The organism is Bacillus sp. AF62 (assembly GCF_050312695.1).
Taxonomy (GTDB): Bacteria; Bacillota; Bacilli; order Bacillales; family Bacillaceae_G; genus Bacillus_A; species Bacillus_A cereus.
This window is the reverse complement of record NZ_JBNPJZ010000088.1, coordinates 74,905-90,307: the sequence shown is the minus strand read 5'-3', so window position 1 is coordinate 90,307 and position 15,403 is coordinate 74,905. Positions and strand designations below refer to the sequence as shown.

Below are 15,403 nucleotides of genomic sequence, written 5' to 3'. Positions count from 1 at the left end.
CACATGTTGTTTAACAATGTAGTTTTAAAGTGTAGAAACACTTAGCTTGATACGCTTGTTTTTTATCACTACATTCATCAAAGTAACAATAAAGTCGTTTCTGTAATGATTTAAGAAAGGAATAACCTATTTAATAACTACATGCTACTGAATACAGTCTTTCATGTATTGTTATAAGAAGAAAAACAAGAGCCAGTGTTATTAAACTAACAGATAGATTAAAGTAAGAAATGTTATACTATAATTTGTTTAGTAATAATAGGAGGAATAATAATGGTTCAATCAATAGTTCATATCGCATTAGTAGTAAAAGACTACGATGAGGCAATAGAGTTTTATACAAAGAAACTAAATTTTACATTGGTCCAAGATATATATCAGCCAGAGCAAAATAAAAGATGGGTAGTGGTATCTCCTCCTGGTTCAGTCGGCACGACAATACTACTGGCTAGAGCATCTAAACCTGAGCAAGATTCTTTTATCGGTAACCAATCAGGCGGTAGAGTTTTTCTTTTCTTAAATACTGACGATTTTTGGAGAGATTATAATGAAATGATCTCAAGAGGAATAGAATTTGTGAGAGAACCGCAAGAGCAAGAATATGGAACAGTTGCAGTATTCAAAGATTTATACGGGAATTTATGGGATTTGTTACAACTAAAAGATGACCATCCAATCGCTCAAAGAATTAAGTAGAATACAGTTTAAATTTTATTAAATAATCAATTGGAAAATGGGGATTTTGAAGTGTTCTTTGATTTTGTGGAGTGGATTGATATTTTAAAATCCATACAAGAGTAGAGAAGAACAGAGAAGATTTATTCCTATGAATAAAAATAAAGGCATGTCGTGAAAAAAGGAGTGGATTTCCCACCCCTTTTTTAGTTTATTATCATTGTTTAACAATATGTGTTTATTGTTCATTCGAGCCTCGAACTTAATTTTCCTTATCCTTCGGTAAAATATGTGGACTTGGTGTTTTATCTATAAATTAAAGATCACCTTGCTCCTCATCACCACGAACAACAAGGACATCGCATTTCGCATAGCGAATAATATGTTCAGAGACGCTACCAATTAGGAAACGTTCAACAGCATTTAAACCAGTTGCACCACACATAATTAAATCTACTTTATGGTTTGGAGCGATTTCTTTTGAAATTTTAGATTTAGGATTACCAAATTCTAATACAGTTTCAATTTTTTCAAGACCAGCTTCAAGCGCAGTTTTTTTGTAGTCTTCTAATAAGTCTTCTGCAAATAGATTTGCACGTTCAGCAATTGCACGGCTATAAGCCTCTACTGCTGAGTACGCTTTTACATCAACGATATGAGCGATTGTTAATGTTGCATTGTTGCGCTTTGCGACTTGAATTGCTTTTTTAAAGGCTTTTTCTGCTTCTTTAGAACCATCCACCGCGATTAAAATATTTGTATATGTATTATTCATAGTAAATTCCTCCCAATCTGTTTTATAACTGTTTACAACTTAATTATAAAACAAATTTTGGTAACGTGCTTGCCAGAAACGTTACAGAATTTTGAAAACTCTGTTTCAATTCATTTTAGTTGTAATTGGAGCGAGAACTTGTTACATATGAAGTATAGCAATTTAAAAGGGGGCAGTTTTGTGAGACATGCGCTCATTACAGCCGGTACGAAAGGTTTAGGAAAGCAAGTAACAGAAAAGTTATTGGCTAAAGGCTATTCAGTAACAGTAACGTATCATAGCGATATCACGGCTATGGAAACGATGAAAGAAACATATAAAGATGTGGAAGAGCGTCTACAATTCGTGCAAGCAGATGTCACGAAAAAGGAAGATTTACATAAAATAGTAGAAGAAGCGATGAGCCGTTTTGGCAAAATTGACTTTTTAATTAATAATGCTGGTCCATATGTATTTGAACGAAAAAAGTTAGTTGATTATGAAGAAGATGAATGGAATGAAATGATTCAGGGAAATTTAACAGCGGTATTTCATTTATTAAAACTTGTTGTTCCGGTCATGAGAAAACAGAACTTTGGCCGTATTATTAATTACGGATTTCAAGGGGCGGATAGTGCACCGGGATGGATTTATCGTTCAGCTTTTGCCGCAGCGAAAGTAGGACTTGTTTCATTAACGAAAACAGTTGCTTATGAAGAAGCGGAGTATGGTATTACTGCGAACATGGTATGTCCTGGTGATATTATTGGCGATATGAAAGAGGCAACTATTCAAGAAGCACGTCAGCTGAAAGAGCATAACACACCGATTGGTAGATCTGGAACAGGTGAAGATATTGCAAGAACCATTTCGTTTTTATGTGAGGACGATTCCGATATGATTACCGGTACAATTATTGAAGTGACTGGTGCAGTGGATGTTATTCATAGACATCGATAGAATAAAATAAGATGAAGTTTCGAATAATTGGACAGTTTATCCATTGTGCTGAGAGGTGCGGATAATACTGTCCTTTAATATAAAATTAAATCTATCGGAAAACTTGTATTATTTTTTGTCAAATATTGAGATATTATGTTAAAATATAAGAGCGTAGAAAGCGCTTTAAAAAATGATTCAGGGGTCATTTCATAACTCAAGGGGGAACTAATCATGCGTATCGGTATTCCAACAGAAATTAAGAACAATGAAAACCGTGTGGCAATGACGCCAGCGGGAGCAGTACATTTAGTACAAAATGGTCACGAAGTTTTTGTTCAAAAAGGAGCAGGTTTAGGATCTGGCTTTACAGATGAAGAATACGTACAAGCTGGTGCGAAACTTGTAGAAACTGCTGAAGAAGCATGGAATCAAGATATGGTTATGAAGGTAAAAGAGCCAGTAGCAAGTGAATACGGCTATTTCCGTGAAGGTTTAATTTTATTCACATACTTACACTTAGCTCCAGAACCAGAATTAACGAAAGCATTAATCGATAACAAAGTTACATCAATCGCATACGAAACAGTACAATTAGACAATCGTTCTTTACCATTACTTGCACCTATGAGTGAAGTAGCTGGTCGTATGTCTGCACAAATCGGTGCACAATTCCTTGAGAAAAACAAAGGCGGTAAAGGTATTTTACTTGCAGGCGTTCCAGGGGTAAAACGCGGCAAAGTAACAATCATCGGCGGTGGTCAAGCTGGTACAAACGCAGCTAAGATTGCAGTAGGTTTAGGTGCAGATGTAACAATCATTGACTTAAGTGCAGAACGTCTTCGTCAATTAGATGATATTTTCGGTAACCAAGTAAAAACATTAATGTCTAATCCATACAACATTGCAGAAGCTGTTAAAGAATCTGACCTTGTTATTGGAGCAGTATTAATTCCGGGTGCAAAAGCGCCAAAACTTGTAACTGAAGAAATGATTCAATCAATGGAACCAGGTTCTGTCGTTGTAGATATTGCGATTGACCAAGGTGGTATTTTCGAAACAACTGATCGTATTACAACTCATGACAACCCAACTTACGAAAAACATGGCGTTGTTCATTATGCAGTTGCTAATATGCCAGGTGCGGTTCCACGTACGTCAACTCTTGCATTAACAAACGTAACAGTACCATATGCAGTACAAATTGCGAACAAAGGCTATAAAGATGCTTGCCTAGGCAACTCTGCATTATTAAAAGGTATTAACACATTAGATGGATATGTAACATTCGAAGCAGTTGCAGAAGCTCACGGCTTACAATACGCTGATGCGAAAGAGCTACTTGAAAAAGCTCCTGCTTTATCATAATAGAAATACATTTGAGACCTTCCTTTTCATAAGGAGGGTCTTTTTTATATGGGGAAATAACATGTGAATAATTGTTATTTATTGGTGTAAATCGATTTTTATTATGATAATTTAGAATTATATAATAAAAGAGGGGATTCAATGGGGAGTAAAAAAAGGAAGCAAAAGCAAGCTAAAAGACAAAAGTACATAAAGAAAAAACAGAAACAGAACATACCTTTTTCACAAAAAGTAGTCATTATGATAGAAAAAACATTCCGGTATATTTGTATGGCTCTGTATGTAATTTTGTGTATGTATTCATTTGGAGTGTTTTACAGTTTTGGGATAACTCCCAATATTATTGAGAGCATTCTAGAATTTATACTTGTTGCAATAGAATTAGTCTTATTCTTTATATTATTTGATAAAGTATGGCCTAGTCATGAAAGTAAAAAAGATAGAAAAAGAAGCAAAAAATCTTCATACGCTTCAAGCTCATCAAGTGGGTTCGGTGACTACAGTAGCAATGACTGTAGTAGCTCAAGTGATGGTGGAGGAGATTGCGGAGGTGGTGGAGACTAAGTTGATTTTTCAGAAGAACGACTAATGGAAGGATGGGACGAAATATGGAAACTGTGAACTTAATAGAATTAACAAAAGACATTCAAGATCAACATAAAAACTTCGTCGTTTCAAACATAAACAGTCATTGCTTACGCATCGCTGTCTTTACGGGTGAATATGATTGGCACTATCATTCTAATTCGGATGAATTATTTATTGTGCTAGAGGGAGAATTACTTATTGATTTTGAAGATGGAGAAACAGCGGTTTTAAAGCCAAATGATTCTATTTTAATTCCAGCATGTACGATTCATAGAACGAGAGCATTAAAGAGAACGGTAAATCTTTGTTTTGAACATATAGAGGCTGATACGATTAAAGTGGAGCAATTATGAAAAAATTATCTGTAGCCGATTATAGAAAAGTTCTTCCGGTTTTAGAAGGTAATACAAGAACGACGACGTTTGCTTATGCGGTATGTGATCAAATGATAGATGGTGAGGTTTTTATAAACGGGCAATTAACAGCAGGATTAATTATTACAGCTAACGGTATCTATTATTTATTTGGTGATACGAATGATCAAAATTATAACGAAGAGTTATTTTCATATTTAAAAACGGCTATTGAAAAAACAGAGAAGAGATTTACACTCTTCACTTCGAGTGAAGAGTGGGAAATGATGATAGAAGAGCGTTTTAGTAATGTACTTCGGAACATCCCGCGAATGAAATTTCAAAGCGTAACCTTTGAAGAGAGCCAACGAGATTTTAACAAAAATACATATGAAGTGAAGCGTATTGATAGAAGAGATATAGAGCGCAGCAGTGAATTTAAAGAGGAGTACTACAAAGAGTATTGGGGATCAAAAGAAACGTTTTTGAACAGTGGTTTTGGATTTTGTATAGAACAAGATGGGATAATTGTAGCTGAATGTGTCTCAATATTTAGCGGGAATGGTTTTGCTGAAATAGATATTGCAACACATGAAGCGCATCAAGGGAAAGGATTAGCTCAAGCTGTTGCAACAAGGTTCATTGAACATTGCATGCAAAATGACATTATACCGAGCTGGGATTGTTATGTAGACAATATTCCTTCGCGAAAATTAGCTAGTAAATTAAGTTTTTATCATCCAATAGAATATAGTTTGTTTGTACGTAAGAAAACGGGGGAATAAAAATGAATGTAGAATTAACAAGATTTAAAGTTAAGCCTGGTAAGAGTCATCGAGTAGATGAATGGATGCAGCTTCTTAATGACAATTTGAAAGAAGTGCTTTTGACATTAAACGACGAAAAGATGTACGTTGAGACAATTTTCCGGGAAATAAGAGATGGAGAAGAGTACTTATATTGGTATTCTGTGCAAGGAGAAGGTGGTATTTTTGTCGAAAATTCGCATCATGAAATTGATAAAAAGCACTTAGCATTTTGGTATGAATGTATCGATGAAGAAGCAACGTCTATTGATATGAAAACAGAAGTTGTTATGATTCAAGATGTTGTGAAGGAAGCGATGAAATAATAGATTGTTATTTTATAACTGTAAAATGATCTTCTTTTTTGTTGGAATATATATTATTGGAGATGCTGTAGGATGAAAATTAGTAATAAATATATCACTCTCGGTGAAATAGAAATAATAAGAGAACCTTTAAATAAATTGCATGAATATCATAATAATAAATCAAAACATTTTTCTGGTGATTATCCAAGAATGACATTTGAGGAACGTATTGAAAATTATAAACAGAATTCAAATTACGGAGAATATAGAATTGAATTATTAGTTGAGGCGGAAACAGATGATATATTAGGGTTTTGTATAGCGTATAGTAAAAGTGTAAGCGGAAAGATTGAAGTTTTATTCGTTGATGAAAAATACCGAAGAAACGGATTTGGCTTAAAATTAATGAATAGTGCAGTGGAATGGTTTAAAGCGAAGAAGATAGATGAAATTGAATTAACAGTAGTGTATGGAAATGAAGCTGTATCGTTTTATGAAAAGTTGGGGTTCTATCCTCGTTCAATTATTATGGCAACTAAGTCATAACGATAGTATGGGGAGAGAGGAGTGGGAGTTTTTGCTTCAAAAAAATGATTCATATTTTACTAAAATATATGTGAAAAGCGCATCAAAATGGATGTGCTTTTTATTATGAAAAAATTTATAAAAGCTGCATTTGAATATCTTTAAGTGAAAATAAAGAGGGATATCGAGAATATTTTAGGATAAACTATAAAGTGAAACTTTAATCAGTGGAGTGGTTCATCCCTCACTGATTATCAGCCCTCACCAATCGGGCTTTTACGGGCAGTCCGCCCCCCACCTAATTTCTTTGCTTCCGCTGAATTTTGATGTGAGGTCTTACTGCCCGTTAATGCGGGATAAAGAAATAAAAAACACCAAACCAAAAGACTTACCAATATACGGTGTAGTTGTAACAGGAAAAACAGAGGATTTACAAAGTTTACAAGGATCACCGTATATTAAGGCTGCTGTAAGAGGTGTAACAGTTGAGAAATATTGATTACAAGTAATTAATGTGAATAATCAGAAAATTTATGTTATAATATGGGAAAAGGAGGTTTATATGAGGCAAATACATGGAGCAATTTATATTTACATAACAATGTTTTTCGTGGCGATATCCTATGGGTTGGGGCACGTGTATTCGCATCCTATACTAACTTTTTTAAGTGGAGCATGTATGGCGTTTGCGCTTCTTGTCCACCTTTTCTCAGTTTGGATCGTGAAATTTCAATTAAATATTAGTGAAATAGAAGAAGGCACTTTTTGAGTGGCCTTCTTTTTTAATAATATTTTGGAAGCTCTTGTAGCAATTTCTCAATTTCGAATTCGGTTTCTTCACATATAGAAAGTGTGCGTAGTCTGAAAAATAAGCTACGTAAGAAAGATTTTGTATTTCCATATAAAAACTCGTACGATTCAATAGGTAGTGCTTGTTTTTGGACCGGTAATTGAGCTACTAAGTCACGAAGGGCTAATATGAGTATTTCTTCTTTCAGGCCATTTTGCAGCATTGTGACAATCGGATAAACGAGACGCTCGTCTTCTTCATATCGTCTTCTTCATATTTGTAGTAAATAGAATGGACACAAACTTTGTTTAACAAAGTTTTTAATATCTCTTCGTAATGTAAAGTTTCTAGTTTAGGACTATGAACAAGCGCCTCAAATGTATCGGAAGCATGTGCGATACTATGTGCCCAGCCGTGGTCTTGCACATATCCGCGGAAATCATGTTCATTGTTCATATATAGAATTAATTGATCTTTTACAGTTAAAATATCATTCTGTGATAAGAAATTATGAGTTGTATCTGCATCTATAATGAGCGCAATTAATAAGGTCGTAAATGCACGAGTAAATACAGCATCTTCATCATCTGAATGAATCTTATACAATAAATATTTTTCACCGATGCTTTCTAATAATAGTTTCTGTAATTGTGTGTGTGAAAGGTAGCGATTTTTGATGAGATGATAAAAAGTAGAGTAGATGAGTTTGTCCCTTAAATAGCTATTAGTATCGCCAATATGTTCAAGCATATTGGAACTTAAAGAATCAATGTTAAGTGTGTTATCCAGTATGTAATTATTATTACGAATTTCTTCTAATTGTTGTTGTAACATATAAATCCTCCTTTTTTAGAAAATTCTGTATTTTAATAGTATAATAAAAGGAAGGAATAGGCAATGAATTTTGATGTGGGGATCTTACTGTCCGTAAATGCGGGATAAATAAGTGTATTTGAATGGAGGGGGCATTATGAAGAGAGCATTATTCTTTTTCATTAGTATTTTCTTTTTAGGAAGCTGTTCCATTTCGTATGTTAATTTTTCTAGTGAGAGCAAAAGTTGGACTGGACAATATAAAGGGCATATTAAGGATGACAGTGAAGATGGAATGTTTACGTTTCAATATAAGGGTGGGGATGGAAAGACAGAATTTAAAAACTTAGAGATTGCTATTAATGGAGCCTTTAGTACAATGACACAAACGTCAGAAGTTCATAAAGGAGCAAGGGTTGAAATAAAATCTTCTTGTGTAAGTTGTGCACCTCTATCTAAAGATGAACCGATAGAAGTTGTAATTAAATGGGATGATAAGTATGAGGAGAAGATGGTGTTAAATTTGAAATAGCCTAAATTAAGGAGTTAAAAATGAATAGGCATGTGAAAATTGTTATGTTTTTAAGTGTATTTCTAGTCATATTATCAGCTTGTACTACAAAACAAGTAGAGCAGGTAACGGTAAAAGAAGTCCCTAAAGAAGGGTATATCATATTAAGAAATGACACGGTATTTTTTGCCGATGATAAAACGTTTGAAACAAAAGTAGAGTTACAAAATTATATAGAACAACAAATGAATAAAGAGCATCCACCACATATAGTCTTGAGCTTTAAGGACAAAGACGCATATAAACAGTTAAAAACAGGGGATAAAATAAAAGTATGGTTTTCTCAAATACTTGAAAGCTATCCAGCAAGAATGATTGTAGAGAAATTTGAAATAGTAGAGGAATAAAAAAAGGCAGCATTCACGCTGCCTTTTTATTATTTTACAAATTGTAATTCTTTCGGGAATTTCGTTAAAATTTCTGATCCGTCTTTTGTAATGTAAATATCATCTTCAATACGAACGCCACCTACGTTTGGTACGTAAATACCAGGTTCGATTGTGAAGACCATACCTTCTTTTAATGGAGACTCGTTACCAGCTTTTACATCTGGATATTCATGTACGCTAATTCCAAGTCCATGACCAAGTCGGTGCGGGAAGAAGTCTCCGTAACCTGCATCTGCGATAACAGAACGAGCAGCGTTATCGATTGCGCCAAGTGTAACACCTGGTTTACATGCTTCAACTGCTTGTAGTTGTCCAGCAAGTACAGTGTTGTAAATGCGAGTTTGCTCTTCAGAAATCTCACCGAATGCTACTGTACGTGTAATATCAGAGCAATAACCTTCAATGATTACACCTAAATCAAATAGTACGAAATCACCGCGCTTCATTTTGTTTGCGCCAGGAATACCGTGTGGAAGAGCAGAGTTTGCACCCGCTAATACCATCGTATCAAATGACATCTTATGTATGCCTTTTGTTTTTAATTCGTGTTCAATAATTGCTAATACTTCTAGCTCGCTACGGTTTTCTTTAATTGCATTTACACCAACTTCAACAGCGTAGTCCGCCATTTTAGCTGCTTCGCGTAAAATAGAAAGTTCTTTTTCATCTTTAATTAAACGAAGTTCGCGAACTTTCTCCTCAGCTGATTTGAAAGCTGCATTTGGGAATAATTTCGTTAATTCTTCGTAGCGCTCTACGTTTAAATGTTCTTTTTCAATTGCAACTGCATTTGCATTGATGCCGCGGTCTTTAATTGCTTTTGCAATCATATCCCATGGTCTGTCAGTATCAGTAAATCCGATAATTTCATGTGCCCAGCCAGCGTTACGTGCTTGACCTTCTTCCATTTTAGGACAAATTAAAATAGGTTCTTTTTCTTGGAATACAAACATACCAAGTAATCTTTCATGCGGTTCACAGTGGAAGTTCGTCATGTAGAAGACGTTCGGTGTAGAAGTTAAGAACGCAGCTTCTACGTTTTTTTCTTTTAGCCATTGCATTAAATTTTCTAATCTAGCATTCATCGATTGGCCCCCCCGAGATATTTAATTACAAATATAACTTTAACTCGGAAGAAAGCGTTATGACAAGTAAATAGATGTTAGAAAAGACAGGGAATTGAAAAATCATGTAGAATAAAAAGTGAGAATGTGAATAGGGGAGGAATGTAATAATGAAAGTATCTTATCATGGGCATTCAGTTGTGAAAATTGAGGCGAATGGAAAAGTTATTTTAATTGACCCGTTTTTAACAGGTAATCCGAAAACAGATTTAAAAGCTGAAGATGTAAAAGTGGATGCAATCCTTTTATCGCATGGACACGGTGATCATGTTGGAGATACAGTAGAACTTGCGAAGAAAAATAATGCAGTTGTTGTAGCGCCATTTGAACTAGCAACATTTTTAAGTTGGCAAGGTGTAAATACACATCCGATGCATATTGGTGGTTCACATGAATTTGACTTTGGAAAAGTGAAGTTTACACAAGCATTCCACGGCTCTAGTTATATTGATGAAGCAAATAAGACGATTACATATACAGGTATGCCAGCAGGTATTTTATTTACAGCAGAAGAGAAAACAGTGTACCACGCAGGAGATACTGCACTATTCTCTGATATGAAGTTAATTGGGGGAATTAAATAAAGTTGATCTAGCATTTTTACCAATTGGTGATAATTTCACAATGGGACCAGAAGATGCTGTACTAGCGGCAAAATGGATTAATGCGAAAACTGTTGTACCGATGCATTACAATACGTTCCCAGTTATTGAACAAGATCCATATCAATTTGTAGAAAAGCTACAAAATTGTACAGGGAAAGTATTAGAAGCTGGAGAAAGTATTACACTATAGAAAAGAAAAGTGAAGGGTTTTTACGTGTGTAGAACAGCTTTTAATGCTTGTATTTGTTTTGGTGATTCTTTTCTTTTGGTACGTGGTTGTTCAGGTGTTTCATTCAATTCCATTGCAACTTTTTTCCCATCTACGAAAGCTAAAAATACAGCACCTACAACCTCTAAAAGTTTTTTCATCATGTGTTCGCTCCTTTGTTTTATTTCTTGTCTTCATTGTATAGGGAATCAAGTGGGCGAACTATCGAATGAGATGACAATAGCATTACATTGTTGTAATAGAATGACTGGTGGAATGTAAGAGTCATTTTGTTATAAAAAAAATAGTACAGGTATGCAAAGAGAGAGTGTAACAGTTTTGAAAATATAGTATACTGAAAGTACAACACATGAAGAATTTAGGGAAAAGAAAGTATGGTGAAACCATTTGGCTACCAAGCATAACCAAATTTTAGAACATATTAATAGCCTGCCAGTAGGCCATAAAATTTCTGTAAGACAAATTGCGAAAGATTTGAGTGTAAGTGAAGGGACAGCTTACCGTGCAATTAAAGATGCAGAAAATAAAGGATATGTTAGTACAATTGAACGTGTCGGAACAATTCGAATTGAACAAAAGAAGAAAGAGAATATCGAAAAACTGACATATGCAGAAGTCGTTAACATTGTCGACGGTCAAGTACTTGGGGGCAGAGAAGGACTACATAAAACATTAAATAAATTCGTAATCGGAGCTATGAAATTAGAAGCGATGATGCGCTATACAGAAGCTGGGAATTTACTCATTATTGGTAACCGTACGAATGCACATCAATTAGCGCTAGAAACTGGAGCCGCTGTATTAATTACGGGTGGATTTGATACAGAAGATCATGTGAAGAAATTAGCAGACGAATTAAAGCTGCCGATTATTTCAAGTAGCTACGATACATTTACGGTCGCAACGTTAATTAACCGTGCAATTTATGATCAACTGATTAAGAAAGAAATTGTACTTGTTGAGGATATTTTAACACCAATTGAAGAAACGTTATATTTAAAGCCACATGATACAGTACAGCAATGGCATGCATATAATGAAGAGACAATGCACGGAAGATATCCAATTGTCGATGAAAATAAAAAAGTGCTAGGAATCGTAACTTCAAAAGACATGATCGGTGTAGCGAAAGAAACACCAATTGATAAAGTAATGACAAAACACCCAATTACAGTGAATGGTAAAATGTCTGTCGCAGCTGCGGCACGTATGATGGTGTGGGAAGGAATTGAATTACTTCCTGTCGTTGAGGAAGGAAATAAACTGCAAGGTATTATTAGCCGTCAAGATGTACTTCAGGCACTGCAAATGATTCAACGTCAGCCACAAGTTGGAGAAACAATTGATGATATTGTAACGAATCAATTTATGACGCCAAAAGAAGCGAAAAATGAGCATCTATATCAATTTTCAGTGACGCCGCAAATGACGAACTCAATCGGAACGTTATCGTACGGTGTATTTGCAACAATTGTGACAGAAGCGACAAATCGCGTTATTCGTGCGCAAAAGAAAAGCGATTTAATTGTTGAAAACTTAACAATTTATTTCGTAAAGCCGGTTCAAATTGATAATGTTGTATCCGTTCATCCGAAAGTATTAGAAATTGGGCGTAAATTTGGTAAGGTTGATGTAGAGGTGCATCATGAAGGTAATGTCGTTGGAAAAGCATTACTTATGGTTCAGTTAATTGATAAATAAAAAGATGGAACAAATCGTTTTGATTTGTTCCATCTTTTTTGTTGTTTTAAATTTGAAAGGCATGATTTTAGATGAGAGTTTTAGTGAAATATGTATGGGGTGGAATGGAAAAGTAACGCAAGAAAAGACAGAATAGTAATTCAATTTGGTTGTATATTGTGTTATGATAATATTGTAAGAAAATGGATTTATGAAAGGTGGTATACATTATGTCGTCAGCCGTACTCTTTTTTGGTAGTATCGCATTATTTTACTTTCTTGTAATGATACCGATCCAATATTTATATTTACAAGGTTTACATGAAAAAAAGGAAAAGACAGGATTATCTCAGCGAGAGCTATATGAAAAAATGTCTTTTGGAGAAGAACAATTACATTTTCACGTACAAGGTAACCCATTTAATATACCATCTGCGTTTGTCGCATATATGATTTTAAAAGTTAGGGGACGTAAAAAAGCATCACAATTTTGATGCTTTTTTACGTTGTTTCATAGACTTCTGCTTCTTTAACTGCTAATGGTAAGAAATGTTTGTATTGGCGAAATCCATTAAATACACTTGCACTACCAAATAGAACGAATAAGATACCAACGATAATACGAGCGGTTGAAAGTTCTAAAAAGAATTGGTTTATCCCGAAGAATAAGACGAATGAACCGAGTGCCATTGCGGATTTTCCAGAGAGCCAACCTTTCTCCATTGGGCGGTTTGTACGAAAGTATTTTGTTTTGTAGAAGAGATACAACATAAATGAGACGATAATACAGAAGACTAATACTGGCATAATGAACACTCCCATCGTTTTATGAAAAAAATAGTGGAGAAAAAAGAAATATCTAAACTTTCTAACTTTTATTATAAAGCAATTGTTCGCATGTATGAAATACTTTCCGTTATAATGAGAGATAAAGTGAAGAAGTTGATTAAAAAGGAGATTATACATATGCATGAGCAAATTTTAGGAGCAATTAAAGAGTTTGATACAATTATTATTCATCGCCACGTGCGTCCGGATCCAGATGCATTAGGTTCACAGGGTGGCCTTGGTACAATTCTAAAAGAATCGTTTCCAGAGAAAAATATTTATACGGTTGGGTACAATGAACCATCGTTAGCATACTTACGAGTAATGGATGATATTGAAGATAGTATATACGAAAATGCGCTTGTTATTGTTTGTGATACTGCGAATCAAGAACGTGTTGACGATCAACGCTATACAAAAGGGAAGATGTTAATTAAAATTGATCATCACCCAAATGAAGATCCATATGGAGATATTACGTGGGTAGATACGACAGCGAGTTCGACAAGTGAAATGATTTATGAGTTTTATAACTATGGAAAAGATAAAGGATTAAAAATAACAAAAGAAGCAGCCCGCCTTATTTTAGCAGGAATTGTTGGAGATACAGGTCGTTTCTTATTCCCAAATACGACAGCAAAAACACTTCGTTACGTAAGTGAGCTTGTTGACATGGGTGTGAAATTCACAGATTTATACAATGAAATGTATAAGACAAAAGAAAAAATTGCTCGTTTAAACGGTTATATTTTACAAAACTTTACGATGGTAGAAGAAGGAGCAGCTTACATTAAATTAACGAAAGAAGTATTAGAAGAATTTGATGTACTTCCTTCTGAAGCATCTGGTGTTGTTGGAGCGCTTGGCAATATTGATGGATTAAAGGCGTGGGTTCTATTTTTAGAGGAAGACGACGTAATTCGTGTTCGTCTTCGTTCAAAAGGACCAGTTATAAACAAATTGGCAATGCAATATAACGGCGGAGGACATCCGATGGCTTCTGGTGCCAAGGCATCTTCTTGGGAAGAAGCGGATCGTCTTTTTGCTGATTTACGTGAGATTTGTAAATAAGGGACTATATGTTAGAACGAAAAGAAGGAGCGGCGCTAAAGCCCTCCTTCTTTATTTTTCCTTTTCTATAGTAATGCTAATTTCAAGCACTGTATCAAAAGATATTGTATCGACTTTAAAACGGTATAGTCGATCGTAATGTTTGTACGTTTTGTTTTCGATTACCTTTTTGAGTAGGTCTTTATTTTTTGCGATACTTTGAATGTTTTTCGTTAAAAGATGCTGGAGATCATTATGGATAGATGTAGTCATATTTTCGAGTGTAAGATTGTCTAAATCGTATTTTTCCCGATTGATAAGTTTTATTTTAATCTCTTGAATGGTTAAGAGCCGTTTATTTTCAGTGTTCAATTTTTCTTGATCTTCGAGAAGGACGTGGAGCTTTGCTTCTTGTTTTTCTATAATTTCTCTTTGTTCTGCTATTTTACTAGCTTGTTCTTCTTGAAAAACACCGTATATGTACAAAAAAATAAACCAGCTCAACACGCCTCCAACAGCAGCACCAGCTAATACTAAGTACCATCTTTTTGCTGTATTGGCACTTGGTACTCTCATACATGTTCCTGCGTTAGCCATTTAATAATAATGAGACCTGTTTGCATACCACCAGTTGCGAAAAAAATAAGGAGAATTTGTTTTACGATATCTTTCATATCTCCGCCAAAGAAACTTCTTTCAAAGCTATAAAAGGTATCGAATGTTCCACCGATTGCTGCAACGAGTGCCCAAATTCTTAAATTTTGGGCGAATTGATTAATGTAAGTTAGAGCTGGTTTTCCGATAAGAAACGCACCAAATCCACCAATTAATGAACCGCCAAGTATAACCCCAAAGGCAATAAAATAACTAATAATAAGCAGAGAGAAAAAAGTATGTTCTCTTACATCCATCGTCATTCCCCTTTCTTCTTCATATATATGGACAAAGTATAAGAAGTATGTTTTGATTTCCGCTTTCCTCATCACCTATAATAAAAGTAGTCAAATA

The 15,403-nt window shown here is 34.8% G+C and carries 20 protein-coding genes and 3 pseudogenes; 16 read left to right on the top strand and 7 right to left on the bottom strand.

The window, feature by feature from the left end; all coding sequences use genetic code 11:
• The first annotated feature begins 273 nt into the window (after positions 1 to 273).
• Positions 274 to 696, top strand: a complete 423-nt coding sequence (locus ACQRBL_RS23160; RefSeq protein ID WP_000250791.1) for a VOC family protein — start codon at positions 274 to 276, stop codon at positions 694 to 696.
• A 295-nt stretch (positions 697 to 991) separates the two neighbouring features.
• On the opposite strand, the gene ACQRBL_RS23155 is transcribed toward ACQRBL_RS23160, so the two are convergent.
• Positions 992 to 1,450, bottom strand: a complete 459-nt coding sequence (locus ACQRBL_RS23155; RefSeq protein WP_001066672.1) for a universal stress protein — start codon at positions 1,448 to 1,450, stop codon at positions 992 to 994.
• Positions 1,451 to 1,597: 147 nt separating this feature from the next.
• Between ACQRBL_RS23155 and ACQRBL_RS23150 the strand changes: the two genes are divergently transcribed.
• From ACQRBL_RS23150 to ACQRBL_RS23110, 9 genes and pseudogenes are all read left to right on the top strand, one after another.
• Entirely contained in the window at positions 1,598 to 2,389 is a 792-nt protein-coding gene (locus tag ACQRBL_RS23150) for an SDR family oxidoreductase (protein WP_002024902.1), read from the top strand.
• 213 nt (positions 2,390 to 2,602) lie between these two features.
• Entirely contained in the window at positions 2,603 to 3,736 is a 1,134-nt protein-coding gene (gene ald / locus ACQRBL_RS23145; protein ID WP_411995765.1) for an alanine dehydrogenase, read from the top strand.
• A gap of 141 nt (positions 3,737 to 3,877) precedes the next feature.
• The gene (locus tag ACQRBL_RS23140) at positions 3,878 to 4,300 is read left to right on the top strand and encodes a hypothetical protein (RefSeq protein WP_411995766.1); all 423 of its coding nucleotides are present in this window, start codon (positions 3,878 to 3,880) and stop codon (positions 4,298 to 4,300) included.
• Between the two features lie 44 nt (positions 4,301 to 4,344).
• A complete protein-coding gene (locus ACQRBL_RS23135) occupies positions 4,345 to 4,677 on the top strand; it encodes a cupin domain-containing protein (RefSeq protein WP_000450933.1) in 333 nt (110 codons plus the stop codon).
• Complete coding sequence (locus ACQRBL_RS23130; protein ID WP_411995767.1) at positions 4,674 to 5,462, top strand: GNAT family N-acetyltransferase; 789 nt, start codon at positions 4,674 to 4,676, stop codon at positions 5,460 to 5,462. Before ACQRBL_RS23135 ends, ACQRBL_RS23130 begins: the two co-directional genes overlap by 4 nt.
• A gap of 2 nt (positions 5,463 to 5,464) precedes the next feature.
• Entirely contained in the window at positions 5,465 to 5,809 is a 345-nt protein-coding gene (locus ACQRBL_RS23125; protein ID WP_063548754.1) for a DUF6176 family protein, read from the top strand.
• A 72-nt stretch (positions 5,810 to 5,881) separates the two neighbouring features.
• Positions 5,882 to 6,337 carry a GNAT family N-acetyltransferase gene (locus ACQRBL_RS23120; protein ID WP_000703678.1) on the top strand — a complete coding sequence of 152 codons (456 nt, stop codon included), beginning with the start codon at positions 5,882 to 5,884 and terminating at the stop codon, positions 6,335 to 6,337.
• Positions 6,338 to 6,674: 337 nt separating this feature from the next.
• A pseudogene (locus ACQRBL_RS23115) lies at positions 6,675 to 6,815 on the top strand (anti sigma factor C-terminal domain-containing protein); the annotation flags it as partial.
• Positions 6,816 to 6,878: 63 nt separating this feature from the next.
• On the top strand, positions 6,879 to 7,085 hold the full coding sequence (locus tag ACQRBL_RS23110) for a hypothetical protein (protein WP_001248905.1): 207 nt from the start codon (positions 6,879 to 6,881) through the stop codon (positions 7,083 to 7,085).
• 13 nt (positions 7,086 to 7,098) lie between these two features.
• Here ACQRBL_RS23110 and ACQRBL_RS23105 read toward each other — a convergent pair.
• A pseudogene (locus ACQRBL_RS23105) lies at positions 7,099 to 7,940 on the bottom strand (DUF2785 domain-containing protein).
• Positions 7,941 to 8,076: 136 nt separating this feature from the next.
• Here ACQRBL_RS23105 and ACQRBL_RS23100 point away from each other — a divergent pair.
• Positions 8,077 to 8,451, top strand: a complete 375-nt coding sequence (locus tag ACQRBL_RS23100; RefSeq protein ID WP_000816700.1) for a hypothetical protein — start codon at positions 8,077 to 8,079, stop codon at positions 8,449 to 8,451.
• 20 nt (positions 8,452 to 8,471) lie between these two features.
• Entirely contained in the window at positions 8,472 to 8,837 is a 366-nt protein-coding gene (locus ACQRBL_RS23095) for a DUF3221 domain-containing protein (RefSeq protein ID WP_063548752.1), read from the top strand.
• A 29-nt stretch (positions 8,838 to 8,866) separates the two neighbouring features.
• Here ACQRBL_RS23095 and pepQ read toward each other — a convergent pair whose 3' ends face one another.
• Entirely contained in the window at positions 8,867 to 9,964 is a 1,098-nt protein-coding gene (gene pepQ / locus ACQRBL_RS23090) for a Xaa-Pro dipeptidase (protein ID WP_000994037.1), read from the bottom strand.
• A gap of 149 nt (positions 9,965 to 10,113) precedes the next feature.
• On the opposite strand from pepQ, the pseudogene ACQRBL_RS23085 reads away from it, so the two are divergent.
• Positions 10,114 to 10,798: pseudogene (locus ACQRBL_RS23085) on the top strand (metal-dependent hydrolase).
• Positions 10,799 to 10,818: 20 nt separating this feature from the next.
• Here ACQRBL_RS23085 and ACQRBL_RS23080 read toward each other — a convergent pair.
• The gene (locus tag ACQRBL_RS23080; protein WP_000976304.1) at positions 10,819 to 10,980 is read right to left on the bottom strand and encodes a hypothetical protein; all 162 of its coding nucleotides are present in this window, start codon (positions 10,978 to 10,980) and stop codon (positions 10,819 to 10,821) included.
• Between the two features lie 244 nt (positions 10,981 to 11,224).
• Between ACQRBL_RS23080 and ACQRBL_RS23075 the strand changes: the two genes are divergently transcribed.
• Together ACQRBL_RS23075 and ACQRBL_RS23070 are read left to right on the top strand one after the other, a co-directional pair.
• On the top strand, positions 11,225 to 12,538 hold the full coding sequence (locus tag ACQRBL_RS23075) for a CBS domain-containing protein (protein WP_000201579.1): 1,314 nt from the start codon (positions 11,225 to 11,227) through the stop codon (positions 12,536 to 12,538).
• Between the two features lie 209 nt (positions 12,539 to 12,747).
• A complete protein-coding gene (locus tag ACQRBL_RS23070) occupies positions 12,748 to 13,011 on the top strand; it encodes a DUF3949 domain-containing protein (RefSeq protein WP_000093046.1) in 264 nt (87 codons plus the stop codon).
• 7 nt (positions 13,012 to 13,018) lie between these two features.
• Here ACQRBL_RS23070 and ACQRBL_RS23065 read toward each other — a convergent pair whose 3' ends face one another.
• Complete coding sequence (locus tag ACQRBL_RS23065; RefSeq protein ID WP_001144766.1) at positions 13,019 to 13,324, bottom strand: YtpI family protein; 306 nt, start codon at positions 13,322 to 13,324, stop codon at positions 13,019 to 13,021.
• A gap of 159 nt (positions 13,325 to 13,483) precedes the next feature.
• On the opposite strand from ACQRBL_RS23065, the gene ACQRBL_RS23060 reads away from it, so the two are divergent.
• Positions 13,484 to 14,416, top strand: coding sequence for a DHH family phosphoesterase (locus ACQRBL_RS23060; protein ID WP_053563565.1), 933 nt, complete (start codon positions 13,484 to 13,486; stop codon positions 14,414 to 14,416).
• Between the two features lie 51 nt (positions 14,417 to 14,467).
• Here the strand turns inward: ACQRBL_RS23060 and ytrI are convergent, their stop codons facing one another.
• Both ytrI and ACQRBL_RS23050 read right to left on the bottom strand, forming a co-directional pair.
• Positions 14,468 to 14,971, bottom strand: a complete 504-nt coding sequence (gene ytrI / locus ACQRBL_RS23055; RefSeq protein ID WP_001265736.1) for a sporulation membrane protein YtrI — start codon at positions 14,969 to 14,971, stop codon at positions 14,468 to 14,470.
• On the bottom strand, positions 14,968 to 15,381 hold the full coding sequence (locus ACQRBL_RS23050; RefSeq protein ID WP_002005839.1) for a YtrH family sporulation protein: 414 nt from the start codon (positions 15,379 to 15,381) through the stop codon (positions 14,968 to 14,970). The genes ytrI and ACQRBL_RS23050 overlap by 4 nt, the downstream gene beginning before the upstream one ends.
• Positions 15,382 to 15,403: the final 22 nt, after the last annotated feature.

Excerpts from the sequence above, each read along its gene's own strand:
- ACQRBL_RS23080 (WP_000976304.1), bottom strand. The coding sequence starts at position 10,980 with ATGATGAAAAAACTTTTAGAGGTTGTAGGTGCTGTATTTTTAGCTTTC.
- ACQRBL_RS23095 (WP_063548752.1), top strand. The coding sequence starts at position 8,472 with ATGAATAGGCATGTGAAAATTGTTATGTTTTTAAGTGTATTTCTAGTC.
- ACQRBL_RS23110 (WP_001248905.1), top strand. The coding sequence starts at position 6,879 with ATGAGGCAAATACATGGAGCAATTTATATTTACATAACAATGTTTTTC.
- ACQRBL_RS23130 (WP_411995767.1), top strand. The coding sequence starts at position 4,674 with ATGAAAAAATTATCTGTAGCCGATTATAGAAAAGTTCTTCCGGTTTTA.
- ytrI (WP_001265736.1), bottom strand. The coding sequence starts at position 14,971 with ATGAGAGTACCAAGTGCCAATACAGCAAAAAGATGGTACTTAGTATTA.
- ald (WP_411995765.1), top strand. The coding sequence starts at position 2,603 with ATGCGTATCGGTATTCCAACAGAAATTAAGAACAATGAAAACCGTGTG.
- ACQRBL_RS23065 (WP_001144766.1), bottom strand. The coding sequence starts at position 13,324 with ATGCCAGTATTAGTCTTCTGTATTATCGTCTCATTTATGTTGTATCTC.
- ACQRBL_RS23135 (WP_000450933.1), top strand. The coding sequence starts at position 4,345 with ATGGAAACTGTGAACTTAATAGAATTAACAAAAGACATTCAAGATCAA.
- ACQRBL_RS23070 (WP_000093046.1), top strand. The coding sequence starts at position 12,748 with ATGTCGTCAGCCGTACTCTTTTTTGGTAGTATCGCATTATTTTACTTT.
- ACQRBL_RS23155 (WP_001066672.1), bottom strand. The coding sequence starts at position 1,450 with ATGAATAATACATATACAAATATTTTAATCGCGGTGGATGGTTCTAAA.
- pepQ (WP_000994037.1), bottom strand. The coding sequence starts at position 9,964 with ATGAATGCTAGATTAGAAAATTTAATGCAATGGCTAAAAGAAAAAAAC.
- ACQRBL_RS23150 (WP_002024902.1), top strand. The coding sequence starts at position 1,598 with ATGAAGTATAGCAATTTAAAAGGGGGCAGTTTTGTGAGACATGCGCTC.
- ACQRBL_RS23125 (WP_063548754.1), top strand. The coding sequence starts at position 5,465 with ATGAATGTAGAATTAACAAGATTTAAAGTTAAGCCTGGTAAGAGTCAT.
- ACQRBL_RS23060 (WP_053563565.1), top strand. The coding sequence starts at position 13,484 with ATGCATGAGCAAATTTTAGGAGCAATTAAAGAGTTTGATACAATTATT.
- ACQRBL_RS23160 (WP_000250791.1), top strand. The coding sequence starts at position 274 with ATGGTTCAATCAATAGTTCATATCGCATTAGTAGTAAAAGACTACGAT.
- ACQRBL_RS23100 (WP_000816700.1), top strand. The coding sequence starts at position 8,077 with ATGAAGAGAGCATTATTCTTTTTCATTAGTATTTTCTTTTTAGGAAGC.
- ACQRBL_RS23120 (WP_000703678.1), top strand. The coding sequence starts at position 5,882 with ATGAAAATTAGTAATAAATATATCACTCTCGGTGAAATAGAAATAATA.
- ACQRBL_RS23140 (WP_411995766.1), top strand. The coding sequence starts at position 3,878 with ATGGGGAGTAAAAAAAGGAAGCAAAAGCAAGCTAAAAGACAAAAGTAC.